The organism is Pseudoalteromonas sp. NZS71, from assembly GCF_015864715.1.
GTDB lineage: Bacteria > Pseudomonadota > Gammaproteobacteria > Enterobacterales > Alteromonadaceae > Pseudoalteromonas > Pseudoalteromonas arctica.
In genome coordinates, this window is sequence record NZ_JADYWS010000038.1 from 1 (window position 1) to 23,948 (window position 23,948).

Consider the following 23,948-nt stretch of genomic DNA (forward strand, 5'->3'; position numbering starts at 1 on the left):
ACTTGGATTTGAAACGCCTGCAAAATTGATGCAGGATCACTTGGCGGCTAAAGCCGCCTAAACGTTATGCACTTCAGATTTGAATCCGCGGGCTATTAAAGCTTTATTAGCTGTGATTTTTCAGCTAGCAATTTACCAACTAATGATTAAAAAACTTATGTTTTAGCTCTGATGAAATGACTAACACTCCAAAATAGGTGGCTAAAATGTGAGTCTAAGTGCGACGGAGTAAAATGCTAAGAGCTTTACTTTTAGTCCTTGTAGATTATGTATGGATAATTTACCAACTTAGTGATTCTTTACTCGCTTTAAGATTTTCTTGATACATCATAAAAATATTTGTATAGCTACACATATCAAGACCACTACTACAATAATCTTTAATTACACGATCCATTATTTCTCTATTATTTACTTGAGATGCATTTTTAAAGGCTTTTAAGTTTTCACTTTCCATCATTCTCAGCATCATTGGTTGGCACATATCTAACCCACTGTCACAATAATCATATTTAACACGAGTTTTGATAATCTCAATAACTCTATTTTGCTGAGCTTTAGAATTATCAAAGTCCATCGGATGTATAAAATCAGCCAAGAGATTAAAAGAAATGAACAAAAAAAATAAAGATAATAACTTTGGCACCGTAATCTCCATATTATAAAAATAACCTAACGCTACATTAATAATGACTAGCATTTAGGTTGTAATGCGGCGTAAAGAAAGAGCTTATAAAATATTTTCATTTCATTTAAATGCATTATTAGTAATGCTATTTCATTTTTATAACAAAATCCAAAAAACGTCCCAGTTCAGTTTCCTCCATAAAACCATCCTCATCTTGGTACCAATGAAATTCACTATTATTAAAAATCCAGCCTATTTCATCTGCAAGTTGCACTTTATAAGGTTCTAAATTGACATCAAAGACAGATTTAATTTGGGTGCAAATTGAAGATTCATGATCAATCTGCATTAGAAAAGCTTTTATATCCACATCTAAGAGCAAATCAAGATTCTGTAGAGCTAAAAATAATAACTTTCTTGGAATCGCTGACTCAAAATCGAAGTCGAAAAGAAAAGTATTTTTCTCTTCGACTGTATTATGTTTTATGAGCCTTTCAAAACTTCCCTTTTCATTTCCATCTTTGTCACCTTGCATATAGCAGGTGTAACCATCCTCTACATACTTATCTAGACGCATCTGAATCCGCCTAGGATGTGCGTTACCATTTCCACCATAAACTTCAGTACGAAGATCTGTAAACCAGCTATTGTGTGATTCTCGCAATTTATCTATAAAAGCTTTTTCTGACTGTCCTTCAACCAAGAGTATTGGCTTACGACTATATAGGTTTGGTATATAAGATAAATCTTGTGCCGCATATGTCAGCTTTTCTCTCAAGTGAACTATATTGCCGAGAAAAGCTTTACCATATGTACCTAAATTTTTAAGCCACTCATCATCTATAGTCCAACCGATTTGCTGCTCTGATATCATGGCGTATTCTGAAAGATAAAATGTAGCTGATAACAACCTCTCTTGGACATGATTTTCGGCTTCGAGATACTCATCAAATGTAAGTGCTACGAAATTTTTTATAAACTCAGATTTAACACCACATTGTATTTCTAATTTCTTCCACTCCCATTTATGATGAGGTATGGCAAATTTACAGGTATTTCCCCTTGGACAATGGTGACATTCCACGTAGCTAACCCAGTATTCGATTAAGTGTTCACTAAGAGATTGCTCATTAAAGTCTCCATCGATAACTCCATTTTTATCACCGTATATATCCCTAAAAGGTACAGATTCGAAATGTACAATTGCCATGAATTACCTTGCGTTACTAACAGATTATTCAAAACCATTTTGTTTTTTATAACAAACCAAAACGACTTATATTACATGTTTCTATATTTACACCAGAGAACTTTAATGTAAACAATAAATTAAATAAGCTATTTATTAGAGTCTGTTTTGTACGTGAAAATAGTGCAGAGTAATTTTACGTGCTACTTAGGGTATAACTGAGCTAATCAGTTGATTTAAATAACGTCGAGATTTAATTGATATTTTGGAGAAAGTTAGGATTAAAGCGATTGGGGACTTAATAAAAAGGTGATGTAAGTTAACAGCACCTATTTGAGTATTTACTTAGTTATGTAGTTTAGCTAAGTGGTATAAAACCGCTTAACCAATTGATTTATATACGTCAATACTACTATTGGTTAAAAGCCCAGTAACTTGCGTACCAAACGCTTTAAAGTGTGGCTCGTTTTTATGCGCTTCAAAGTGTTCGTCAGACGCCCACTGTTCACTAACTACATAGTCTGTATGTTCATCATCACTTTTTACCGATAATTCATAACGTAAGCACCCTACTTCTTGGCGCGATGACTTTTGTAAGTTTTCAAGTGCTGTAAGCATTACATCTGCATCAATATTTTTGCACGACAGTGCAGCTATAACCGTTAACATGTGTATTCCTTTTTAAAAGTTAAGGTGTAGATAATCTACACCTTAAAATATTTGGTTAAACTTTGCGTTTGAGGTAAGTTTACTGATCCCACTGCGGCGCAAATTCTGGTGTTGCTTGGCGGTCGCCGCAATCAAGACCATCAATGCGGGCTATGTCTTCATCATCTAATTTAACGTGGTCGTTAAAGTTATCTTCTAAGTTTTTACGCTTAGTTGATGATGGAATTGTCGTCATACCGCTGGCGTTAACCCATGCTAAAACAACTTGTGCTGGACTTGCATCGTGCTTTTTAGCAATGTCGATAATGGTTTGATCTTTAAGTACTTTGCCTACTACAAATGGCATGTATGCTGTTACATGAATGTCGTGCTGAGCACAAAATGCGCGTAATTTAGTATTAGTTAAATATGGGTGCACCTCAACCTGATTGGTAAATATTTCACGCGAGTCGAGTGTTTGCATTGCTTCATTTAAGTTTTCAATGGTGAAGTTTGATACACCAATGTGCTTAGTTAAACCAAGCTGCTTCGCTTTTAGTAATTCAGTGAGGTATTCACTCATTGGCTCGTCGCTAGCAGGCGATGGCCAATGAATTAGCAGTAAGTCGACCGAATCAACTTGTAGCTTTTCAAGTGACTTTTTAACGCTTGGGATAAAGTCGCTTTTATTTAATTTGTTATTCCACACTTTGGTAGTTAAGAATATTTCACTGCGCGGAATATTACTATCTTTTATGGCTTGACCTACTTGCTCTTCGTTGCCATAAATTTGTGCAGTATCAATATGGCGAAACCCAACTTCGAGCGCCATTTTTACTGAGTTATAGGCAGTGTCGCCCTCTAAGCGGAATGTTCCCATACCGAGTTCTGGCATTTCTATTACACGTTTTGTCATGGTTTATCCTTATAAAATAATCGGTTAAAAACAAGCTCTTTTAAAGCTTTACGAAATACACCTTTTACTTCTTATTACGACTGTCACTTAAAAATCTATGACCTCATAACAGGTATGAGGTCATTAATTTTAGTTTCAAGGTTAGGGTCTGTTAATCTTTAGAGATTACATTTGCAGCAGTGTATTTGGTATTTAGGCAAGGCAGAGCCTATGCAGTGTGGTTGTTCCACATTAATAGGCGATAACGCAGCATAAATGCCAAATACGCGCTGCCTGTAGGTTCTTCCTAGGGTGGATTTACTCTTTGTCCCTCGATTTTTACTTAGCCCACTAGGTTACAAACCTCGCTCCGTGATTAAATCCTCCCTAGATTGAACAAATTTAATCCTAAAAGGTCAACAGACCCTGCTAAGGCTTTATGCTTGCTGAATTTCACGCTTATCAAGCATATCGCTGTAGCGTGTAACACCGAGTGCTAAAACAGAGATAACGGCGCCTATCCATGCTGTATTTTGCAGGGTCATGTTCTCTACTACGCTACCACCAATAATTGAGCCAAGTGCAATACCAATATTAAATGCGGCTATGTTCAAACCTGATGCAACATCTACCGCATTTGGCGTGTGCTTTTGTGCTTGCTTTACTACATAAAGTTGCAAGCCTGGCACATTACCAAAAGCAAATGCGCCCCATACTAAAATAGTAAGTACAGCAGCAATTTTTGATTCCATCGTAAAAGTAAATATCAGTAAAATAATACTCAAAGCGCTGAATATAATGCTCAGTGCGCTAATTGGGCCGCGTTTGTCGGCCAACTTTCCACCCCAAATATTACCTATCGCTACCGATACACCGTAAACAAGCATTATTAAAGCAATAGCCGAAGGCGCAAAACCTGTTTGTTGCTCTAAAATAGGTGCTAAATAAGTAAACGCTGTAAACGTGCCGCCGTAGCCCAATATCGTCATTAAATATACGAGTAATAAACGCGGTTTTACGATTACTTGTAGTTGCTCTTTAAACGTGGCTGGTATTGATTGTTTTAAGTTTTTTGGCACTAAAATAGAGCTGCCGATTAATGCAATTAAACCTAATACCGACACAACTAAAAACGTTGCACGCCAACCAAAGTGTTGTCCAATCCATGTACCTAGTGGCACACCAGTTACGAGTGCTACAGTAAGCCCGGTAAACATAATGGCAATTGCACTGGCTTCTTTGTCTTTGCTTACTAGACTTGTGGCAATCATCGATCCGATTGAAAAAAACACACCATGGGCAAGCCCCGTTAAAATGCGCGCAAGTATTAATGTTTCGTAACTTGGCGCTTGCCAAGCGAGTAAGTTACCCAGTACAAACAAGCCCATTAAGCTTATTAAGACCACTTTACGATTCCAACGACCCGTTAAAGCGGTTAGCACCGGCGCACCAATAGCAACGCCAACCGCATATAAACTTACAAGCAAACCCGCTGAAGGTAGGCTTACGCCTAAATCGTTTGCAATGGTGGGTACTAATCCCACTATTACAAACTCAGTTGTTCCTATTGCAAATGCGCTTAAGGTAAGCGCCCACAAAGCCAATGGCATAGTTATATCCTCATTAATATTTGAAGAATGTAGTTTGGCTAAAATATCGTTTGCAAAAAATAGCATTAGTGACAAAATACTTTTGTTAATAATGCAAAGATGATGTTGGTATACTTATGGCTGTTCATTCAAAAACTGAAGATTTAGAAACATTTATAACGGTAGTAGATTGTGGAAGCTTTTCGGGGGCGGCTAATTTACTCGATCAACAGGTGGCTAAAGTGTCGCGAGCTGTATCACGTCTTGAAAATACACTGCAATGCACTTTACTAAACAGAACAACACGCCGATTAGAACTTACCGAAGAGGGCCATACTTTTATAAAATATGCGCGCGAAGGATTAAATACGCTTTATACCGGTGAAGAAGCCATAAAGCTTTTAAAACAAGCGCCAAGTGGCAAGCTGCGAATAGATGCTGCAAGCCCTTTTGTATTGCACCAACTTACGCCTTTAATTGGAGAATTTGCTAAGCAATACCCTCACATAACGCTTGATATAACCTCACACGACAGCATTATTGATTTACTTGAACATAAAACCGATTTAGCCATACGCATTGGTGATTTAAAAGACTCAAACTTACATGCTCGTAAACTCGGCAGTAGTCAGTTGCATATTGTAGCCAGCCCAGAATATATAAAAAACAACGCAGCAATTACACAAATAGATGACTTACAAAACCATAAGTTAATTGGTTTTAGTGACTCCCCTAAATTAAACACTTGGCCGTTAGTAAAGCCCGTTTTATTTACGTTTTCGCTTAGCGCAAGCAGCGGCGAAACAGTGCGCCAGCTGTGCATTGTAAACCAAGGCGTTGCGCTACTTTCTCACTTTATGATTGGCAATGACCTAAAAACAGGTAAATTAGTTGAAGTGTTACCCAGTGCAGTTAGCTCTCCTAATAACCGAGAGGTTGTACAAGCCGTGTATTATAAAAACAGTGCGGTATCGTCTCGCATTACAGCGTTTTTAGATTTTATAAAGCCACGACTAAGCTTATAACTATATTAAAAAGTAAATTAGATTATGCTTTGTTATTAAAAAGCAAACCTGAGTGTTTACTATCTGAAGATGATGAAAACAGCGAATCCATTAAAGTAGATACATTTTTACGCACTGATAATTGTATTGACGATAGCTCACTGTCGAGTTGCTTTTTAAGTTTGCTTAGCTCTTCTGCTTCCTCTTCTGAGGGCGTATCAGAATTGTTGTTCATTTCTTTTATTTTACTCTGCAAGTCCTTAATTGACTCGATCGCTTTATTCATTTGAACTGCTGAATTGTCGCTCGACTCTTCTGTCTCGCTGCTAATAATAGACTTTGCGTCTTCAGTAGCTGCAGTAGAGCTCGTAGTTTTTTCGGCGTCTTTATTTAAAGAAGAGTCTGCTTTAGCCTCTGGACTTTTACTAAGATCATCCGTTTTTACAGTGTTTTTATTTAAATTACTTAGGCTTGAATAGCCATTGTCATTGTATAACTGCGAAGAAAGAGTTCCAAAATTCATTTTTGCCTCATGTGTCTAAAAATTGACGACTTTATTTTTATAATTAGAAGCAATTATCATTCCAAATATGGTAACTAATTGACCATCCGTATTTTAAACGGGAACAGGACTTATAAGTCGCCACGGGGTATTATTTTGCTTAATTTAAAATGCGAGGAAAGCTATACTTTTAAAATACGCCTGCGAAAGGCTAAATATTTTATGCACAGATGAAAACGCCATAAAGCTTTAAAACAAGCGCAAAATGGCAAGCAGCTAATAGATGCGGCAAACCCTTTTGTATTGCATCAACTTACGCCTTTGATTGGTGAATTCGCTAAATAATACCCTCACATAACGCTTGATATAACCTCACACGGCAGTACTATTAATTTACTCGAGCATAAAACAGACTTAGCCATACGTATTGGTGATTTATAAGATTCGAACTTACATGCTCGTAAGCTTGGCCGTTAGTAAAACTCATTTTATTTACGTTTTCGCTTAGCGCAAGCAGCGGCGAAACAGTGCGGTATCGTCGCGAATTGTGGCTTTTTTAGATTTCATAAAGCCTAGGCTTAGTTTATAAGTTCTGTATATTAATATTGATATGCTTATTAAACGTTTTAACTGATTTTTTGACGCTTTTTAATAATCAAAAAGTATAAATAATAAAAGTATTAATTAAAGGTATTAATCAAAATGGATTCTTTAACGCAGGTAGCATTAGGCAGTGCTGTAGGTTATGCGGTATTAGGCAATAAAATAGGTCGAAAAGCCGTTTTATGGGGAGCAATTTTAGGCACGCTCCCTGATTTAGATGTATTTTTGCCATATGGCGGATCTGTAGAAGCGTTTACTTATCACCGTGGCTTTAGCCATTCGTTATTAATACATTTATTAATTAGCCCGCTCATTGTATGGCTAATATTAAAAGTACACGCGGGAATGCAAATTTATAAAGTCCGCTGGTTTTGGCTAGTATTTTTAAGTTTATCTACACATGCCCTATTAGACAGCCTAACGGTATACGGTACACAACTACTCTGGCCTTTTACTGAGTACCCCTTTGCGGTTTCTAGTGTGTTTATAATTGACCCCGCTTACACGCTTCCTTTATTAATTAGCGTAATATGTATGCTAATACCCAAAATAAAAGCAGCAACGGCTTATCGTATAAATGCAGCGGCTTTAGTTGTAAGCAGTCTATATTTATTTTGCGCTTTAATTTTAAAAGTAAATATTGATGACAAAGTAAAAACGGCTCTCAACAACAGGCAAATACCAGTAAATGCGTATGTTAGTACGCCTGCTCCGCTAACTACTTTGCTGTGGCGTATTGTTGTGATGTCTGACGGACAATACTACGAAGGTTATGCATCAGTATTTGACGCGCCCAGCGATGTAACATTAACGGCTTATCAAACAACGCCTTCACTGTTAAATAATATTAGCGATGAATGGGCTATAAAACGCTTGCAGTGGTTTACTAAAGGGTTTTATTCGGTGCGCCAACAGCAAAGCAATATTGTACTTTCTGATTTACGTATGGGCATGGAGTGCAACTATGTGTTTAATTTTGTAGTGGGTCAAAAAAATGATTCAGAAGTGAGTATTGGTAACTTTGAAAAAATAAGTCAAAGACCAAACTTAAACAATCTTCATAAAATATGGAACAGGATTTGGCAACCAAATGTGTCTTTAGCATCACCCGCGGCAAAAAATGACTGCAATAGCGAATAACGGCATATTATAAGATTCATACTAGCATGAGGAAGTTAAGTGAAGTTCAAGCAGCAATTAAACTAAATAGTTCACTAAAGTGATTGCTGCTTTTTTTGCTGATACATTGCAACATCAGCATCTTGAATCATATCCTCAACTGATTTACCTGTATCGTGTTTAAAGTGTGTTACTCCTACACTGTAATCAATTTTGTATGGCTTGTTTAAGGTATTATTAGCATGCGCTATTGCATCCGCAAACCTTTGTAAAACAAACTCTGCTTTTGTCTCGTCTGAGTCGCTTAACATCGCAACAAATTCATCTCCGCCAAGTCGACCTATGACTTCACAATCACGAAATGAACTAAGCATAATTTGTGCAAATTTATTTAATACAAAATCGCCTTCGTGGTGTCCATAAATATCATTAATTTGTTTAAACTTATTGAGATCAAACAATATAAACGACATTGATACTTTATTTCGCCTACATACATTTAGCGTATGTTCGGCAAGGTTTAAAAAGCCACGTCGATTAGAGATTCTTGTTAACTCATCAATTGTGGCTAGTTGAATTGATTGAATTTCTCGCTCGACTAACGTGCCTAAATCTCTTAGTAATTGTTTTTCTTCATCATTGAGTTGTCTAGGTTTATTATCGGCAAGGCACAAAGTGCCTATAATGGCTCCCTCCCTTAATTTTAAAGGAAAACCTGCATAAAAGCGTACTTTAGGATCGCCTGTAACAAAGGGGTTATCAAAAAACCTTTCGTCTTGAGCTGTATCTGGGATTATTAATAACTCGTCTTGATTTATGGTGTGGCCACAAAATGAGGTTTCGCGAGGAAGCTCAGACGCATCAAGCCCCTGCCTTGATTTAAACCACTGGCGGTCTTCGTCAATCAAAGTAACCAATGAAATAGAAACATTAAACATACGCTTGGCAATACGAGTAACACGATCAAAGCGCTCTTCATGAGACGTATCTAGAATTTTTAATGCTCTAAGCGCGTGTAATCGCTCAGCTTCGTTATTTGGAATCTCAGGTTTAATCATTAAAGCTCTATTAATTTTAAATGTTTTATAAATTACGAAACTGGAGCGAATATTTTCGAGTATATCATCCGACAAACTTATTTAAACTATAAACAGTCTGCCTATTCAAACTAGAACATTACCTAAAAATAGCAATAAATAAATATTTATAAATATCAGTAAGTCGTGCCTAAATAAAGGTAAGATTCAATACGCAAAAAATTATGATTTAAACAGGTGGGATTAGTGGTTGATACAACATAGCTACTCTTTAATGAAAAAGTAGTAGTGGCTATTTAGTTTTATTTAAATAACCACTGGATTTGGCATACTTACAAAAATAAACACTTTAATTTTGGTGCTCATATTGTCCACGGTAAACTTCAAATACTTTTAAAACAGTATGTTGCTCTTTAGTTAGGTTATCAAACCAATCATCAAACAGCTCATCATCTTCTTGCTCGCTTAGTGCCATATACCTTGCTAGTAACTCTACAATATCATTGTGGTTGCAGGTTAAAGGATTTACTTGTTGCGCCAAGGTACTGTGGTCGCGCTCTCTTAGGGTTTCCATCACCCCTTGATCAATTTGTTCTTGTTGTTGTGTTGCGTCACTCATACATAACCTCTGTAATAACTTTATAACCGTATTTGTTAACGTTTTAACTCTTAAATATAGTTATAACAGCCTAAACGCCAATAGCCAGCATTTTTGATTCAAGTGCTTATTTTTTGATTTGTTTGCGCAAATAGCCAGCAATTACGGCCTTTTTGAGGAACATTTAAATAATTTGCAATGGGAGAATAAATACGTTAAATTAAAATGATATACTATCACATATCATTTATTGAGGCGTATTATGAAACCAAATATTCATCCTGATTACCACGTGGTTGCTTTTCACGATACCGCTGCCGATTCTTACTTTATTATTGGCTCAACCATAAAAACGAGCCGCACAGTAGAAATAGACGGTAATACATATCCATACGTACCTATTGATGTATCAAGTGACTCGCACCCATTTTATACAGGCAAGCAAAAAACAACCGCTACAGATGGCCGCGTTGCGCAGTTTAATCGTCGTTTTAAAAGTTTATCGACTGTTAAAAAGGAAAAGGTATGAAAGTATTAAGCTCTCTTAAAAGTGCTAAGCAACGTCCGGGGTGTCAAATTGTAAAACGCAAAGGCCGCGTATTTGTAATTTGTAAAAACAACCCACGCTTTAAAGCAGTACAAGGAATGAAAAAGAAATAAGTTAAACGGGGATGCTCAACATATAATTAGGTAGCTTGCTTAAGCTACCTAATTTAGGGGGGACTATTTTACCACGACTGAAAACTCTGGCACTGCCTGAATTACTTTTTTTACCGTACAGGTATTAACGGCTGCAATAAGCGCCTTTTTATATTTATCAGGGAAGCCTTCTGGTAAGTTAATCTCAATTGAAAATAGCTTTTTACCGTTGTCATCTACATTTTCGTTATTTTGAGTAAGCGTCATACCTTGCGTTGAAATATCACGCTGCTCGCAAAACTTACGCGCATAAAAACCTGCACATAAAACCATACTTACTAAAAAATAATCAAACGGTTCTGGATACTCTGCATTGCCACCAGCGTTTACGCTTTGATCGCTTATTACTTCTAGGTCGCCAAATTTAGCGCTTTGCTTTTGGCCTTCTAACATTGAAACTGAAATTTCCATTGTGTTTCCTTATATTTATTGCTGCAGATACCTTTAACGCAATTAGCTTAAAAGTAGCTACTAAAGACACATATAGTCTAGGTTTATGAACCGAACAGTAATTCAAAGAACCCTGGAGGCTCGTGTAACTCATGATATTTTTTACGTAAATTATCTATATTTTTCAGTGGTTCTTTTGCCGCACTTAGCCCCTGCTCGTTTGCTGCTTTTTTTGCAAGTTCAGCTTGAGCAATCACTTTATCAAGGCCCTGCAATGACTGCTCAGGTTTTTTGTAAAACTTACCTGTTTTACTCACTTTAACCAGCTTTATAAATTCATCAATCGCAGTATTAAATTCACTAAGTTGAGTTGCCTGCACCGCTTGTTTATATGCAAGGCCCGTGTTTTTCATATTTACTTCAAGATCGACTTCTTGCTGCGCAAAAGACATTGAACTAAACGCAAAGGTAAAAATAATAACTAAATACTTCATGGTCAAACCTATTAATTAAAAACACCTAAATTGTATCAAGTTTACGTAGCAAAGTAACTTTACGAGCTGTTATGAGCACTTTGAGCTGTAAAGGGGGTTTACAAATTAATCATTTTAAAGCCGCAATAGTGAAAAATATTCAAATAACGATTTTTTTGAATAAAAAACACCTAATAAAAATCACTTTAAAAGAGTAATAACACACATAACCTTTACAAATAAGTACATATAACACTCGCTGGCAACTTCATATAAATAAAAATTTATATATGAATAATTATAAACTGCAAAAAATCGACTTAAAAAACAACTTAAAATTTAACAAATAAAAAACAATGTTAATAACTAAAATATATAAGAAAAACTAAATGTAAAAACACCTCAGTAAATCATTTAAAGGGCCTTTGTAATTAATACCAAAAAACACAATAAAAGTTCTTCAGGTTATTTCAAGTTGCTTACTTTACAGTGAGTTAGCTGCTTTTAATAAAATAATCAGCATGCAATAATCGCCGCCCTCATAAAAAAAGTTATAGGGCTTTATCCAAATACAAACTGCATTTGGATAAAACTACATTGTATTTAATTACTATAAAATGTTCTCTGGGAATCAAATGAAACGTCATAATTTACTTTCTACTAGCATTAAATGTGCATTAATTACTGCTGCTGCAACAGCAAGTAATTCTGTGCTTGCACAAGATGAGCAAGCAACAAAAATTGAACGTGTTGAAGTAACGGGTTCACGTATTTTACGTGAAGGTGCTATTGCGCCTGCACCGGTTACAGTTATCAGTGGCGAGCAGCTAATGAACACTGGCGCTGTAAACATTGGTGAAGCGCTAAATAACTTACCTGCACTTGGCAATACATATTCTATGGCTAACTCAGGCCGTTTTATTGGTACTGCGGGTTTAAATATTCTTGATTTACGTAACATGGGTACAGATCGTACTTTGGTACTTGTAAATGGCAAGCGTCATGTATCAAGCTCTGCAGGTTCTCAATCTGTAGATACCAACACTATTCCAAGTGTATGGGTTGAACGTGTAGAGATAATTACTGGTGGTGCATCTGCTGTATACGGTGCTGATGCGGTAACAGGTGTTGTTAACTTTATATTAAAAGACAACATTGAAGGCATGGACTTTAGCGTTACACGTGGTTTTGCCGATTTAAGCAGCTACAACAACGAAAAAGCGACGTTCTCATACGGCTCTAACTTTGATAACGATCGTGGTAATGCAGCTTTTGCTATTGAGTACTCAGGCCAGGATTCATTAAACGCGCTTGATCACCCTTGGACTAGCACTTCGTTTAGTAGTTTACGCAGAGAAGTTTTACCTGGTGAAGATACAAATAGCTTAGACTTTCCTGATAAAATTTTAACGCCAAATGCAGGTTATTACGCTATTAATAACGCGGGTGTTTACGCACTCGAAGATTCAACTAAGTTTACCAATAGCTTTAACCCTGATAGCAGCGCCCGTGATTTATACATAGGTAATAACGTAGACTTGTATTCATGTGCAGAATGTGACTTTTTCAACTTAGGTCAATTTGAAGAAATTCAACCTGAGTTTGAGCGCTACAACGTAAACTTTAAAGTTAACTACGATGTTACCGACGACTTAAACGTTTACTTTGATGCTAAATATGTAAACAGCCAAGGTGAAAGCATAGGCCAACCTGCATTTTTCTTCTTTGACGATGAAAACAGCATTAAAATCGACAACCCTTACCTAGACCCAGCCATCAAAGCGCGTATGGAAGAACAAGGTGTTGATTCGATAATGGTTAACCGCATGATGACCGACCTAGGCCGCCGCATTGAAAACAATACCCGTGAAACAACGCGTTTTGTTACCGGCTTAAAAGGCACTGTGTTTGAAGATTGGGAATTAGATACATCAGTTGTTTATGGCCAAACTGATCTAGAGCGTGAAAACGGCGCTAACATGATTGTAGCCAACTACTTTAATGCACTTGATGCCGTTGAAGATACAAATGGTAACGTAGTATGTCGTAGTGCTGCAGCCCAAGCTGATGGCTGTGTTCCTGTAAATATTATGGGGTTTGGTTCGCCATCTCAACAAGCCATTGATTACATTAATACGGTATCTGTTGGCACTTCAACTATTAAGCAAACAGTTATTTCTGGCTCACTTGCTAATGGCGCTATTTTTGAATTACCAGCAGGCTATGTAGGTGTTGCATTTGGTGCTGAGTACCGTAAAGAAGAAAGCGAAACTAAAGAGCCTGATAACGCTGAAGGTACTTTCTTTAACGCACTGGGCGAAGATAAGGGCTCGTTTAATGTTCGCGAAGTATTCTTTGAAGCGACGATGCCAATTTTAACTGACTTACCGCTTATTCAAGACTTAGTGTTTGATACTGCAGTACGTCATGCTGACTACAGTACGATTGGCGAAGCAACTAGCTGGAAACTTGGCCTTGATTGGACTGTAAATGATGAGCTACGTGTACGTGTAACACAATCTGCTGCGCTTCGTGCGCCTAACATTAGTGAAGTATTTGGTGCAGCAAGCCAAACTTTCTACAATGTAGACGACCCGTGTCGCGCTGACAACCTAGGTGATTTATCAAACGGAGCAACCCGCACTGCAAATTGTGCCGCGTTAGGTGTAGCGAGTGACTTTAACTCAGGTTACGATGCAGCCTCATTAGATGGTTTAAGCAGTGGTAACCGCGATGTAAAAGGTGAAGAGTCAACAAGTACAACTGTAGGTATTGTTTACCAACCAGAGTTTTTAGAAAATGCGCTACTTACTATTGATTACTGGGAAATTGAACTTGAAGATGCAATTGACACAATTAACGCGCAAGACATTCTTGATCGCTGTGTTGATAGCGCAACAGGTATAAACAATCAATACTGTAACTTAATTACACGTAATGCTAATGGCGAAATTACTTTAATACAAAACTCTGTATTAAATGTTGCTGGCCAAAAAGCATCAGGGGTGGATTTTGAACTAGGTTACGATTTTGACGCGTTTGAAGGTAGCTTTAAAACACGCTTAATTGGTACTTACTTAATTGAACGTAAAGATTACCCGTTCCAAGACGACCCTAGTAACTACATTGAATACGCAGGTACTACAGGTGAAGCTAAGTGGCAAACTAACTTATCTGTAAGTTATGTTATGGATAACTTTTTCTCAACAGTTGAAACACGCTTTTTGAGTGAAGTAGAGCTATACACAAATTTTGAACTTGATAGCAACCCTAACCCAAGTAATCAAATGTCTTATGGTAAATACTTTATTACTGATATGACTGTAGGTTACAACTTTAATAGCGGTTTAGGCGTTAAAGTAGGTGTTGATAACGTATTTAACCGTAAACTTCCGTACGGTTCACGTGGTACAAGCGCGGGTAGCGCAAGTTACGATAACATTGGCCGCTTTGGCTACATTAACTTAAGCTACAGCTTATAATTAATAAAATAACTTGTTAGGGCGTGTTGATCATTGGTGGGTGAATTTGCAGCAGTATGTTTGGTTTTTAGGCAAGGCAGAGCCTATGTAGTGTGGTTATTCCCCATAAATAGGCGATAACGCAGCATAAATACCAAACATGCGCTGCCCTTTGGGTTCTTTCTAGGGACGATTAACTCTTTGTTGCTCGGTTTTTACTTATTCTTACATGGATGTAAGCCAGTAGAATAACGCAGGAGCAGTTATCGAGCCCACTAGGTTACAAACCTCGCGTCGCGATTTAATCGCCCCTAGATTGAACAAATTTCAATCCACAAAGATCAACACGCCCTAGTTAAAACAAAGGCTCGCAGTGCGAGCCTTTGTTTTAGGTCTTATTTAATATTACTCAGCCACACGCTTTGGTATGGTTCTAGCTCTATCGTTAATTGGCTTTCTTCAATCGTTTTATCTGCCACCAAATCAAACCACTTTTGGGTGTTAATTAAGTTTAAGTCGGCCAATGTGAGTGTTTGTGGTTTATCGCTAATGTTATAAACACAAAATATGCTTTGGCGTCTGTCAATGCTTTGTCTCCAAAAACCAAACAACCCACCTGCTAAATGCAGCGTAAACTGTGTAGCATTTGGGTGGAAGGCACTTTGCTTTTTGCGTACTGCCAATAAGCTTTTTATGCCGTTAAACACTTTATGATGATGACTGTACTTTTCACCAATTGCCGCCAGTAGCTTTGATTCCTGCCAACGATGGCGGTTAATAGCACGGTTATGTTGAGAGTTTTCAAATCGCTCGTAGTCGTTAGTTGTACCCAACAAACTATGAATATAAAGCCCTGGGATACCTTCAAGCGCAAACATAATTGCGTGAGCACACATAAACCGCTCAAGGCCAAACTTATCTGGGCCATTGTGCGTACCTTGCATTGCATCAAATAAAGCTATATTTAGCTCGTACGGTGTGTGCGTTCCATCGTTACTGGTTCGCATTGATACACGACCACCAAATTGCATAGTGGTACTTACTAGTGACGCTACTTCGCTGGGTTGCAATAAACCTTCAATTGGCCTGAGCCCTATTCCATCGTGCGAGGCTATAAAATTAAAGTATGCAGTACCATTTTGCGCAGGTGGCATACTCATCATCCAATGTTTAAGTGCTGCACTATCACCACTTAATAATGTATGTAGCAATAACGGTGGCAGTGCAAAGTTATAAATACTGTGCGCTTCGTTGGCATTACCAAAGTACGATAGGTTCTCTTGGTTTGGAATATTGGTTTCGGTAATTATAACTACGCTCGGCTCTGCGTGCTCAATAAGTGTTCGCATTAGCCTTACGGCTTCATGTGTTTGCGGCAAGTTAATACAACTTGTATTAAGCTGTTTCCACAAAAATGCGACCGCATCGAGTCTAAATAAACGTACGCCATTGTCTAAATAATGGCGAATTATTCCCACAAACTCTTTAAGTACCTCGGGGTTTGCAAAATCAAAATCAACCTGATCGTGACTAAACGTACACCACACATGTTTTTCGCCGCTTGGCGTAGTTACGGTATTTAATAACGATGACGTACGCGGGCGTACAACTTGGCTTAAATCATCCGTTAAGCTCGCCGTTTTGAAATAATCTTTACCCGGGTGTAAATCATTTAAAAAGTTCTCAAACCATACGCTTCTGCTTGAGCAATGGTTAATAACTAAATCTGCCATTAGCTTTACATCTTTAGCGATGTTTTGAATATCTCCCCAATCACCTAACGACTCGTTCACTTGCACGTAGTTCATTACGGCAAAGCCTTCATCTGAGCTGTACGGGTAAAATGGCAATATATGCAGTGCATTAAGCTGCATATCACATTGCTGTTTTATAAACCGGTGTAGCGTTTTAAGCGGTGCCTCTATTGGGCTCGATACAGCAAATTCACTATCATCATGTTTAATAATAGAGTCGCCATAAGCAATCAATACTATATCTTGTTCATCCCATCTGTTTGTATGGGGGGTCGGGTCGCGCAGTGCATTGCTACCTAATATAATTTTAATGAGTTGCTGAGCAAGCTCAGTAACCGATAAAGGCAGCTCAACACCCTCATAAATAATATGAAGATGTTGCTCTACTCGTTGTAAAAATAATTCGCTAACTGTGCTCACATGCGCCCCTAATATTTATTGTTTAGACTTATAGGCTAGTTAACCTGCGCGCAGGTTAACTATATTCTTCGTTATCTAGCTCTACGGCTTCTTTTAAGCGCTCAAGTACGTCTGGCATTGCTGATACAACACGGTTCCAACTTGGCACAAATGGCGCTTCCATTGGGTTTTCTAAAAAGTGTTGCCCTGCTTCCATAATATTTTGTGCAAACATTTCTACTGCTTTTTCTTCTTGGTGTACATCAAGCGTTAACCCGTTCATTAGCGCGTCGTTATGGTAGGTTTCAATAAAATCTAGCCCGATACGGTAATAAGTCGCTTTTAATGAACGAATTGTTTCGCTGGTAAAAGTAACACCTTGAGTCGCCAGCTTTCTAAACAATGCCTTAGTAATATCAATCGACATTTTAGACAAGCCTGCACTTTGGTCATCAAGTGAAAGTTCTTGGTGTTTATGGTCATAATTATCGGCAATATCTACTTGGCACAAGCGATTATGCGAATAGTTACGATACATTTCACTCAGTACGCCTATTTCAAGGCCCCAGTCACTTGGAATGCGAATATCGTTTAATACATCACGTCTAAACGAAAACTCACCTGCAAGTGGGTATCTAAAAGAGTCCATATATTCAAGGTAGTCGGTATTACCTAAAATTGTTTTAAACGAGCGAAGCAAAGGCGTTACTAATAAGCGCGATACACGGCCATTAATTTTGCCATTAGCAGTACGCGGGTAAAACCCTTTACAAAATTCATAGTTAAAACGCGGGTGTGCTACAGGGTAAATTAAACGCGCAAGTAGGCTTCTGTCGTAGGTTAAAATATCGCAATCGTGCAGCGCTATTGACTCAACCTCAGCTGTAGCTAATTTATAGCCCATGCAATACCACACATTACGCCCTTTACCAAGCTCACGTGGTGCAACGCCTAGCTCTTGTAGTTCTTTATCAAGTGCTTGTAGGCGTGGGCCGTCGTTCCATAATACTTTATGATTTTGGTTTAGCTCTTTAAAAAAGCCAAGTGCATGGCGGTACTGTGCTTCGTCGGCTCTATCTAGGCCTATGGTAATTTGCGATAAATACGGTACTTCGCGCAACTCACTAACTATATTTTGCAGTGCAGGGCCTTCGAGTTCACTAAATAACGAAGGAAGTATTAATCCCATTGGGCGCTGCTTGCTAAAAGTAAGTAGCTCTTTTTCTAGATCTTCTATTGGTCTGTCGGCAATATTATGTAATGTTGTAATAATGCCATTTTGATAAAAATCAGCCATGAGATGTTTGCTCCTCAGAAATACTTAAAATACTGCTAATGCACGGCAACGATGTTATTTCTTCAATCCAGCCCAGCGGTGCTGGCGATTGAGAGTATCGTGCTTTGTTGTGCGACAATTTAACCGGCTTTTTACTCGCCGGATTGGCAATAATAATGGCGATATTTGCGTGCTCTAACATTTGCTTATCGTTATCGCTATCACCCAGTGCTATAACCGTGAGAGGCTTTCTGAAATGATGGGTAAACTGTTTAACTAACCACTGCTGTGCAGCGCTTTTATCGGTATTTTTGGCAATATGAATAAATCGACCACCAATTTTTATATCGTAACCGAGTGCTTCAACATCGTTTACAAAGGCTGTGAGTAATTCGTCGTTGCCATACCAATAAAGAGGGTCTGAATAATCGCGAGTTTGTGCGCGGCGAGCTTGTGCATCGCTAAGCCCGGTAAGCTCTGATATTTGCTCACTCGATAAGTCACTAAACAATTTGTAATGCGCTTTATAATCTGCTTTTAAAGTATTTAAATCACTTAATAAACTCGCTAACGGCTTTGCCATTGCGTAGCACCAATACGCGCCTACTTTTTTACAACCAATTGGCTTGAGTTCAAAATAATCCTCTGGAATAAATACCGCTGCACCGTTTTCGACAATAAAAGGCTGTTGAATATTTAAATCGTTTTTAAGCTCTATAACTTCGCAAAAAGTTTTGCTGGTATTAAACACCACAGGAATATGCGCATTTTGCAGCTGCTGTAATAATTCACTGATATTATTTGTATTGTAATCGGCGTGATCGAGTAGTGTACCGTCCAAATCTGTAAAAATAATAGGTTGAAGGGTGTCATCACTCGTTAGGTGCATACCGCTAATATCGCGATTGCTATCAAGTTCAATTAAAGCGTTTGCTTTAGCGCTCAGTGTGTTTAAGTTCTCACGCGTAATGCGCTCAAAATGAGAAATAAAATACACCAATTGCTCGTTAGTCATGGTGCCTGAGCCTTCACCTTTTTTGGCTATTAACTTTTGTTCTTGCTCTTGTCTCCATGTAAAAACATCACTAAAACTCGGTGCTTTTAGCATAACGGTATAATCAATTAGGTTAAAAACGGCTTTATATTCGTTTGCCAAACAGCTGTTTACACAGCGGCGCCAAACGCCTTCTTTATCAAATTGTTGCTCTAACTCGTTAAGCGGCTCACTCAATGAAAACAACGGTTGTGGCTCACTGCCTACACACCACCCTTCTAAAATAACAATATCAACTGACTTTTCGTTTGTTAGCCAATCACTTGCTGGCACGCAGTCGTCTTCGTGTTTATTAAAACGTGGAAGCGGTACGTTTACCTCTCCTGCCAGTAAGTTAGTTATTGTGCTATTCATTAACGCTACATCGTGAGTACCCGGTACTCCGCGAGTAGTAAAAAGAGGATGTACGTCTTTGGCAAGTTCACTACGTGCTTGTTTTGCTAAATAAAAGTCATCAATAGACAATGCAACACTGTTAAGTGGTGTGTTTTTAGAAAACCAGGTAACTAAAAAATCAGCGAGTGTTGTTTTTCCTGAGCCTTGGCATCCATTTATGGCAACAAAAATAGGAGTATTTGTTTTTTTAGATTCGAGGATGTCATGCGCGAGTGGAACAAAATATTGCTCACTCAAATATTGATACTTTAAAGGCAGTTGGTGTTTTGCTAAAAACGGGGTTATATCCACAATATTGGCCTCTGACATAGTTACTCCTTTGCATACAATGCGTCTGGGAGTTAAATGCAGGTACTAGACCATTATTATTTTTATATATTTATTAATAGGTTAAAAAAATAGCGCATTAAAAATGCGCTATTATGGTGCAATCTATTTAGCTAATGTGCAAAATTAAACTTTTTCAGGTTCTGCTTTTGGTAATACTAAGTTAAGTACTATTCCTAAAATAGCGCAGAGGCTTACGCCCTCTAAACTAAATTGGCTACCACCAATATGCATACCACCAATACCGCACACCAAAATAAGCGCAACAATACTTAAGTTACGCGGCGCGGTTAAATCATCGCCCGACTTAACCAGTGTATTTAAACCCACTACAGCAATAGAGCCAAAAAGTAGGATCATAATGCCGCCCATTACTGGCACAGGAATAGTTTGCAAACCAGATCCCATTTTAGCTACAAACGCTAAAATAATGGCAATAACAGCTGTCCACATCATTACTTTAGGATTGAAGTTTTTGGTAAGCATAACTGCCCCCGTTACTTCTGAGTAAGTAGTGTTAGGCGGGCCACCAAATAATGATGCCGCAGAAGTCGCAAGGCCATCACCAAACAAAGTACGGTGAAGCCCAGGCTTTTTCAAAAAGTCTTTATTGGTTACTTGGCTAATAGCCATCATATCGCCAATATGCTCAATTGCAGGTGCTATTGCTACAGGCACCATAAACAAAATAGCCTGCCATTTAAACTCAGGCCAAGTAAAGTTTGGTACAGCAAACCACTGTGCGTTAGTCACTGCGTCAAATTGCACAACGCCCATACCAAGCGATAAACAATAACCCGCTACAACTCCTGCTAATATAGGTATAAGCTTAAATACGCCTTTTCCCCATACTGCAAAAATAAGCGTAACCACTAACGAGAACAACGAAATATAAATAGCGCTGGTGTAATCAATAATTTGAATACTGCCGTCGCCACTTTTACCCATCGCCATATTTACAGCAACAGGTGCAAGCGCTAAACCAATAACCATAATTACAGGGCCTACAACCACAGGCGGTAAAATTTTATGAAGCGTTGCAACGCCTTTAAATTTTACTAATAAACTTAAAAGCATATAAGCAAAACCCGCCACCATTAAGCCGCCCATAGTGGCCGGCACGCCCCACATTTGCACAGCGGCAATAATAGGTGCAATAAAGGCAAACGATGAAGCTAAAAATATAGGCACTTGGCCTTTAGTCACTACCTGAAACAGCAAGGTACCAATGCCTGCGGTAAAAAGCGCAACATTAGGATCCAAGCCCGTTAAAAGTGGCACTAATACCAGCGCACCAAATGCTACAAACAGCATTTGCGCGCCCGTTAAAATAGTTTTTATTGAAAAGGTGTCATTATTTTGCACTTAAGACTCCTAAACAGTACCGAATATTTTGTCGCCCGCATCGCCTAAACCAGGGATAATATAGCCCTTTTCGTTTAAGTGGCTATCTACTGAGGCTGTAAATATTTCTACATCTGGATGTGCTGAAAGTGTTCTTTCAACACCTTCTGGTGCTGCAACTAGTACAATTACTTTGATTTCTTTACAGCCTGCTTTTTTAAGCATATCGATTGTGGCAATCATTGAGCCACCCGTTGCAAGCATAGGGTCAATAACTAAGCTTAAGCGCTCATCAATATTACCTACTAGCTTTTCAAAATATGGTACTGGCTCTAGTGTTTCTTCGTTACGTTCAAGACCAACAACACTCACTTTAGCGGCTGGTAATAACTGCATAACACCATCCATCATGCCAAGACCAGCACGCAAAATAGGCACTACGGTAATTTTTTTACCTTTAATATGCTCTACTTTTAATTTATTGCCATCCCAGCCTGTAATTTCGTTATCTTCTAACTGTAGGTTTTTAGTTGCTTCGTAAGTTAATAAGGTTCCAACTTCAGAACATAATTCACGAAAGCTTTTAGTACTAATACCATGCGCTCGCATTAGGCCTAGTTTATGTTGAACAAGAGGGTGAGAAATAACGTGAATTGCCATGATATAAACCTACTGATACAAGAATTTGCAGTATTTTATATTAAAAAAGGTCATTTGACCTGTAGTTTTAAAGAGATTTTCATACATCGTGCCAAAATGTATTGTTTTGCTTGATATTTATGCAAGCAATCAACCCGTTGTGTTTATTAAATGTTACTCGCCAACCAGCTGTTTACTTGCTGTTGCATATAACTATTTATTTTTTGATGCTCAGGGCTCCAGCCAGCTAAAAATCGATAAAAGTCAGCCCATGCAGCAGGCCATAAAGCGAGCCAATTGTCAGCTATTTTACCTGCTGGTGCTGTAGGATGATAAATAGTAATAGCAGCCTTTAAATTATCAAAATAATACGCAAGGTACTTATCAGCGCATCCGTGTAATTGTGCATCACTTAAGCAACTGGTCATAAAATACATTACATCAATAATCCCGCAACCTGCACCTATATACTGAAAATCATAACCGAGTATTTCATCGCGCTCATTTGCTGCAAAGTTAGCAAGTTTTGCATCGCCATGAATCAGCGTTTTATACGCACAACTTTGTAGTTGCTCATCTATTTTATGTGCAGCATTTTTAATATCGGACTTTTTATCAAGGTTATTTTTTAGTTTATTAAACTCATCTGGGCGCGTGCTTAAATGCCAGTAGTTGCCTTGCTGCCATAACCCATCAGCGGGTTTACTTAAGTTAAACGCATGAAAGTGTGCAAGCCACCTTAATATAGCTTTAACATGTTGTGGCCCTGCTTGAGTAAACCCATGTTTGGTAAAGTTTTTAAACACCAGCGCGTATTCATCGTCTTTATTAATTGCACCTATACATTCAATACTTTGCGCATGTACTGGTAAATGTTGGCTATAAAGCTTATAAAATGTGTATTCAACACTATACGAGTGCTGCTTTCTTTTAAGCGCAAATTCGCTTTGTTTAATTTTAGGATGGTGTATATAACTGGGTATTTTAATCGCTTTAATAACACATGGCTTATCATCAAGCTGGCACTGCACAATACTGCCACACCCACTCCAAAGTGATGTTAACGTATCGCCAACTTCAATGTGCTTAAAGTAAGGTTGTAATAAAGGAATGTAAAATGCCATGGTAATATTAAGTAATTAAATTTTTTGTAGTTTAACATTAGTGGGCGTTTTTAATAAAACTAAGGCATAAAAAATCCCCACTTGGTTTTATACAAGTTTGTATGTAAATAGTGGCCAAAATCACTATGCCACTACACTTTGATTTTGAAATTAACTGGATAAAACCATGTCTTCCTAGGTTGAGTATATTTAGGCATTTTAGCCTCTTCAAAGTGATGAGGAGGTGTCCACTAAAACGGGTGAGGAGCAATGTCCTGCTTGAATGGTTTGTTATGTAACCTTTATACCACTTTCCTCAAAAAACTTTTCTAATTTACTTTTATTAATGTTTGATAGAAAAGCAAAAGATCTAAAGGTAATACCGACTTTAGATTTAAAGTCTATTAGGTGACCCAGCGGACCAAGATTATAGGAGCGTATTTCTTGAAGTGAATCAAGTGCAATGTCATCTTTAAAAAAGCCATAACCGTAAAAGTACAACCTATTTTGATGAATTTGAAAAACAGGCTTACTTAAAGCTCTAATAGACCAAACCCAAAGGATAAAACCGACACCAAATAAAATAATCAAAGTAAAATCTAAACGATAGTTAAGCAAGCTAAGTAATAATTCATCATCGCTCCTATTACGAGCCTCTAAGAAATAAACACCTAAAAAAGTTCCTATCGGAACTCCAGGTATTACCCAGATGTACATTAAGAATGCTTTCCACATTGGATAATGTTCTGTGGACGAGTTTCTCCAGAATTTCACGATTCTTCCTTGGTTACATAACTTTTAAATAAGGGGCGCAGGCATGT

Annotated in this window: 22 protein-coding genes and 1 pseudogene; 6 read left to right on the forward strand and 17 right to left on the reverse strand. The window is 38.0% G+C overall.

Features of this window, described 5'->3' with window-relative positions; genetic code table 11:
- Nucleotides 1–280 precede the first annotated feature (280 nt).
- From I6E85_RS18855 to I6E85_RS18875, 5 genes are all read right to left on the reverse strand, one after another.
- Nucleotides 281–646 carry a hypothetical protein gene (locus tag I6E85_RS18855; protein WP_033012801.1) on the reverse strand — a complete coding sequence of 122 codons (366 nt, stop codon included), beginning with the start codon at nucleotides 644–646 and terminating at the stop codon, nucleotides 281–283.
- A 127-nt stretch (nucleotides 647–773) separates the two neighbouring features.
- A complete protein-coding gene (locus I6E85_RS18860) occupies nucleotides 774–1,838 on the reverse strand; it encodes a hypothetical protein (RefSeq protein WP_010553061.1) in 1,065 nt (354 codons plus the stop codon).
- Between the two features lie 360 nt (nucleotides 1,839–2,198).
- Nucleotides 2,199–2,486, reverse strand: a complete 288-nt coding sequence (locus I6E85_RS18865; RefSeq protein ID WP_002958660.1) for a putative quinol monooxygenase — start codon at nucleotides 2,484–2,486, stop codon at nucleotides 2,199–2,201.
- Between the two features lie 79 nt (nucleotides 2,487–2,565).
- Nucleotides 2,566–3,381 (reverse strand): 2,5-didehydrogluconate reductase DkgB, encoded by an 816-nt coding sequence (gene dkgB, locus I6E85_RS18870; protein ID WP_197237245.1) that lies wholly within the window; start codon nucleotides 3,379–3,381, stop codon nucleotides 2,566–2,568.
- A gap of 416 nt (nucleotides 3,382–3,797) precedes the next feature.
- Complete coding sequence (locus tag I6E85_RS18875) at nucleotides 3,798–4,970, reverse strand: MFS transporter (protein ID WP_197237255.1); 1,173 nt, start codon at nucleotides 4,968–4,970, stop codon at nucleotides 3,798–3,800.
- 116 nt (nucleotides 4,971–5,086) lie between these two features.
- Here I6E85_RS18875 and I6E85_RS18880 point away from each other — a divergent pair, with 116 nt between their 5' ends.
- Nucleotides 5,087–5,974, forward strand: coding sequence for a LysR family transcriptional regulator (locus I6E85_RS18880; RefSeq protein ID WP_197237246.1), 888 nt, complete (start codon nucleotides 5,087–5,089; stop codon nucleotides 5,972–5,974).
- Between the two features lie 22 nt (nucleotides 5,975–5,996).
- Here the strand turns inward: I6E85_RS18880 and I6E85_RS18885 are convergent, their stop codons facing one another.
- Nucleotides 5,997–6,476 (reverse strand): hypothetical protein, encoded by a 480-nt coding sequence (locus I6E85_RS18885; protein WP_197237247.1) that lies wholly within the window; start codon nucleotides 6,474–6,476, stop codon nucleotides 5,997–5,999.
- Between the two features lie 169 nt (nucleotides 6,477–6,645).
- On the opposite strand from I6E85_RS18885, the pseudogene I6E85_RS21060 reads away from it, so the two are divergent.
- Nucleotides 6,646–6,893: pseudogene (locus I6E85_RS21060) on the forward strand (LysR family transcriptional regulator); the annotation flags it as partial.
- 264 nt (nucleotides 6,894–7,157) lie between these two features.
- Complete coding sequence (locus I6E85_RS18890; protein WP_197237248.1) at nucleotides 7,158–8,198, forward strand: metal-dependent hydrolase; 1,041 nt, start codon at nucleotides 7,158–7,160, stop codon at nucleotides 8,196–8,198.
- 74 nt (nucleotides 8,199–8,272) lie between these two features.
- Here the strand turns inward: I6E85_RS18890 and I6E85_RS18895 are convergent, their stop codons facing one another.
- Both I6E85_RS18895 and I6E85_RS18900 read right to left on the reverse strand, forming a co-directional pair.
- Complete coding sequence (locus tag I6E85_RS18895) at nucleotides 8,273–9,235, reverse strand: sensor domain-containing diguanylate cyclase (RefSeq protein ID WP_197237249.1); 963 nt, start codon at nucleotides 9,233–9,235, stop codon at nucleotides 8,273–8,275.
- A 328-nt stretch (nucleotides 9,236–9,563) separates the two neighbouring features.
- Complete coding sequence (locus I6E85_RS18900; protein WP_007580861.1) at nucleotides 9,564–9,833, reverse strand: hypothetical protein; 270 nt, start codon at nucleotides 9,831–9,833, stop codon at nucleotides 9,564–9,566.
- Nucleotides 9,834–10,074: 241 nt separating this feature from the next.
- Between I6E85_RS18900 and I6E85_RS18905 the strand changes: the two genes are divergently transcribed.
- Together I6E85_RS18905 and ykgO are read left to right on the forward strand one after the other, a co-directional pair.
- Nucleotides 10,075–10,341: a type B 50S ribosomal protein L31 gene (locus I6E85_RS18905; protein ID WP_007580864.1), complete on the forward strand. Its 267-nt coding sequence runs from the start codon at nucleotides 10,075–10,077 to the stop codon at nucleotides 10,339–10,341.
- Nucleotides 10,338–10,472, forward strand: coding sequence for a type B 50S ribosomal protein L36 (gene ykgO / locus I6E85_RS18910; protein WP_002958669.1), 135 nt, complete (start codon nucleotides 10,338–10,340; stop codon nucleotides 10,470–10,472). The genes I6E85_RS18905 and ykgO overlap by 4 nt, the downstream gene beginning before the upstream one ends.
- Before the next feature lie 63 nt (nucleotides 10,473–10,535).
- On the opposite strand, the gene I6E85_RS18915 is transcribed toward ykgO, so the two are convergent.
- Nucleotides 10,536–10,922, reverse strand: a complete 387-nt coding sequence (locus I6E85_RS18915; protein WP_024591728.1) for an OsmC family protein — start codon at nucleotides 10,920–10,922, stop codon at nucleotides 10,536–10,538.
- Nucleotides 10,923–11,005: 83 nt separating this feature from the next.
- Nucleotides 11,006–11,395, reverse strand: a complete 390-nt coding sequence (locus I6E85_RS18920) for a cytochrome b562 (protein ID WP_007580869.1) — start codon at nucleotides 11,393–11,395, stop codon at nucleotides 11,006–11,008.
- Nucleotides 11,396–12,009: 614 nt separating this feature from the next.
- On the opposite strand from I6E85_RS18920, the gene I6E85_RS18925 reads away from it, so the two are divergent.
- Nucleotides 12,010–14,856, forward strand: a complete 2,847-nt coding sequence (locus I6E85_RS18925; RefSeq protein ID WP_197237250.1) for a TonB-dependent receptor — start codon at nucleotides 12,010–12,012, stop codon at nucleotides 14,854–14,856.
- A gap of 374 nt (nucleotides 14,857–15,230) precedes the next feature.
- Here the strand turns inward: I6E85_RS18925 and I6E85_RS18930 are convergent, their stop codons facing one another.
- From I6E85_RS18930 to I6E85_RS18960, 7 genes are all read right to left on the reverse strand, one after another.
- A complete protein-coding gene (locus I6E85_RS18930; protein ID WP_197237251.1) occupies nucleotides 15,231–17,009 on the reverse strand; it encodes a sugar phosphorylase in 1,779 nt (592 codons plus the stop codon).
- Between the two features lie 55 nt (nucleotides 17,010–17,064).
- Nucleotides 17,065–18,285 carry a glycosyl transferase gene (locus I6E85_RS18935; RefSeq protein WP_002958673.1) on the reverse strand — a complete coding sequence of 407 codons (1,221 nt, stop codon included), beginning with the start codon at nucleotides 18,283–18,285 and terminating at the stop codon, nucleotides 17,065–17,067.
- Nucleotides 18,278–20,023, reverse strand: a complete 1,746-nt coding sequence (locus tag I6E85_RS18940; RefSeq protein WP_197237252.1) for an HAD-IIB family hydrolase — start codon at nucleotides 20,021–20,023, stop codon at nucleotides 18,278–18,280. The genes I6E85_RS18935 and I6E85_RS18940 overlap by 8 nt, the downstream gene beginning before the upstream one ends.
- A gap of 144 nt (nucleotides 20,024–20,167) precedes the next feature.
- A complete protein-coding gene (locus I6E85_RS18945; protein ID WP_007580880.1) occupies nucleotides 20,168–21,406 on the reverse strand; it encodes a uracil-xanthine permease family protein in 1,239 nt (412 codons plus the stop codon).
- A 9-nt stretch (nucleotides 21,407–21,415) separates the two neighbouring features.
- The gene (gene upp / locus I6E85_RS18950; RefSeq protein ID WP_101217012.1) at nucleotides 21,416–22,045 is read right to left on the reverse strand and encodes a uracil phosphoribosyltransferase; all 630 of its coding nucleotides are present in this window, start codon (nucleotides 22,043–22,045) and stop codon (nucleotides 21,416–21,418) included.
- A gap of 146 nt (nucleotides 22,046–22,191) precedes the next feature.
- Nucleotides 22,192–23,148, reverse strand: a complete 957-nt coding sequence (locus I6E85_RS18955) for a kinase (protein ID WP_197237253.1) — start codon at nucleotides 23,146–23,148, stop codon at nucleotides 22,192–22,194.
- Nucleotides 23,149–23,418: 270 nt separating this feature from the next.
- Complete coding sequence (locus tag I6E85_RS18960) at nucleotides 23,419–23,901, reverse strand: hypothetical protein (RefSeq protein WP_024591717.1); 483 nt, start codon at nucleotides 23,899–23,901, stop codon at nucleotides 23,419–23,421.
- Between the last annotated feature and the right edge of the window lie 47 nt (nucleotides 23,902–23,948).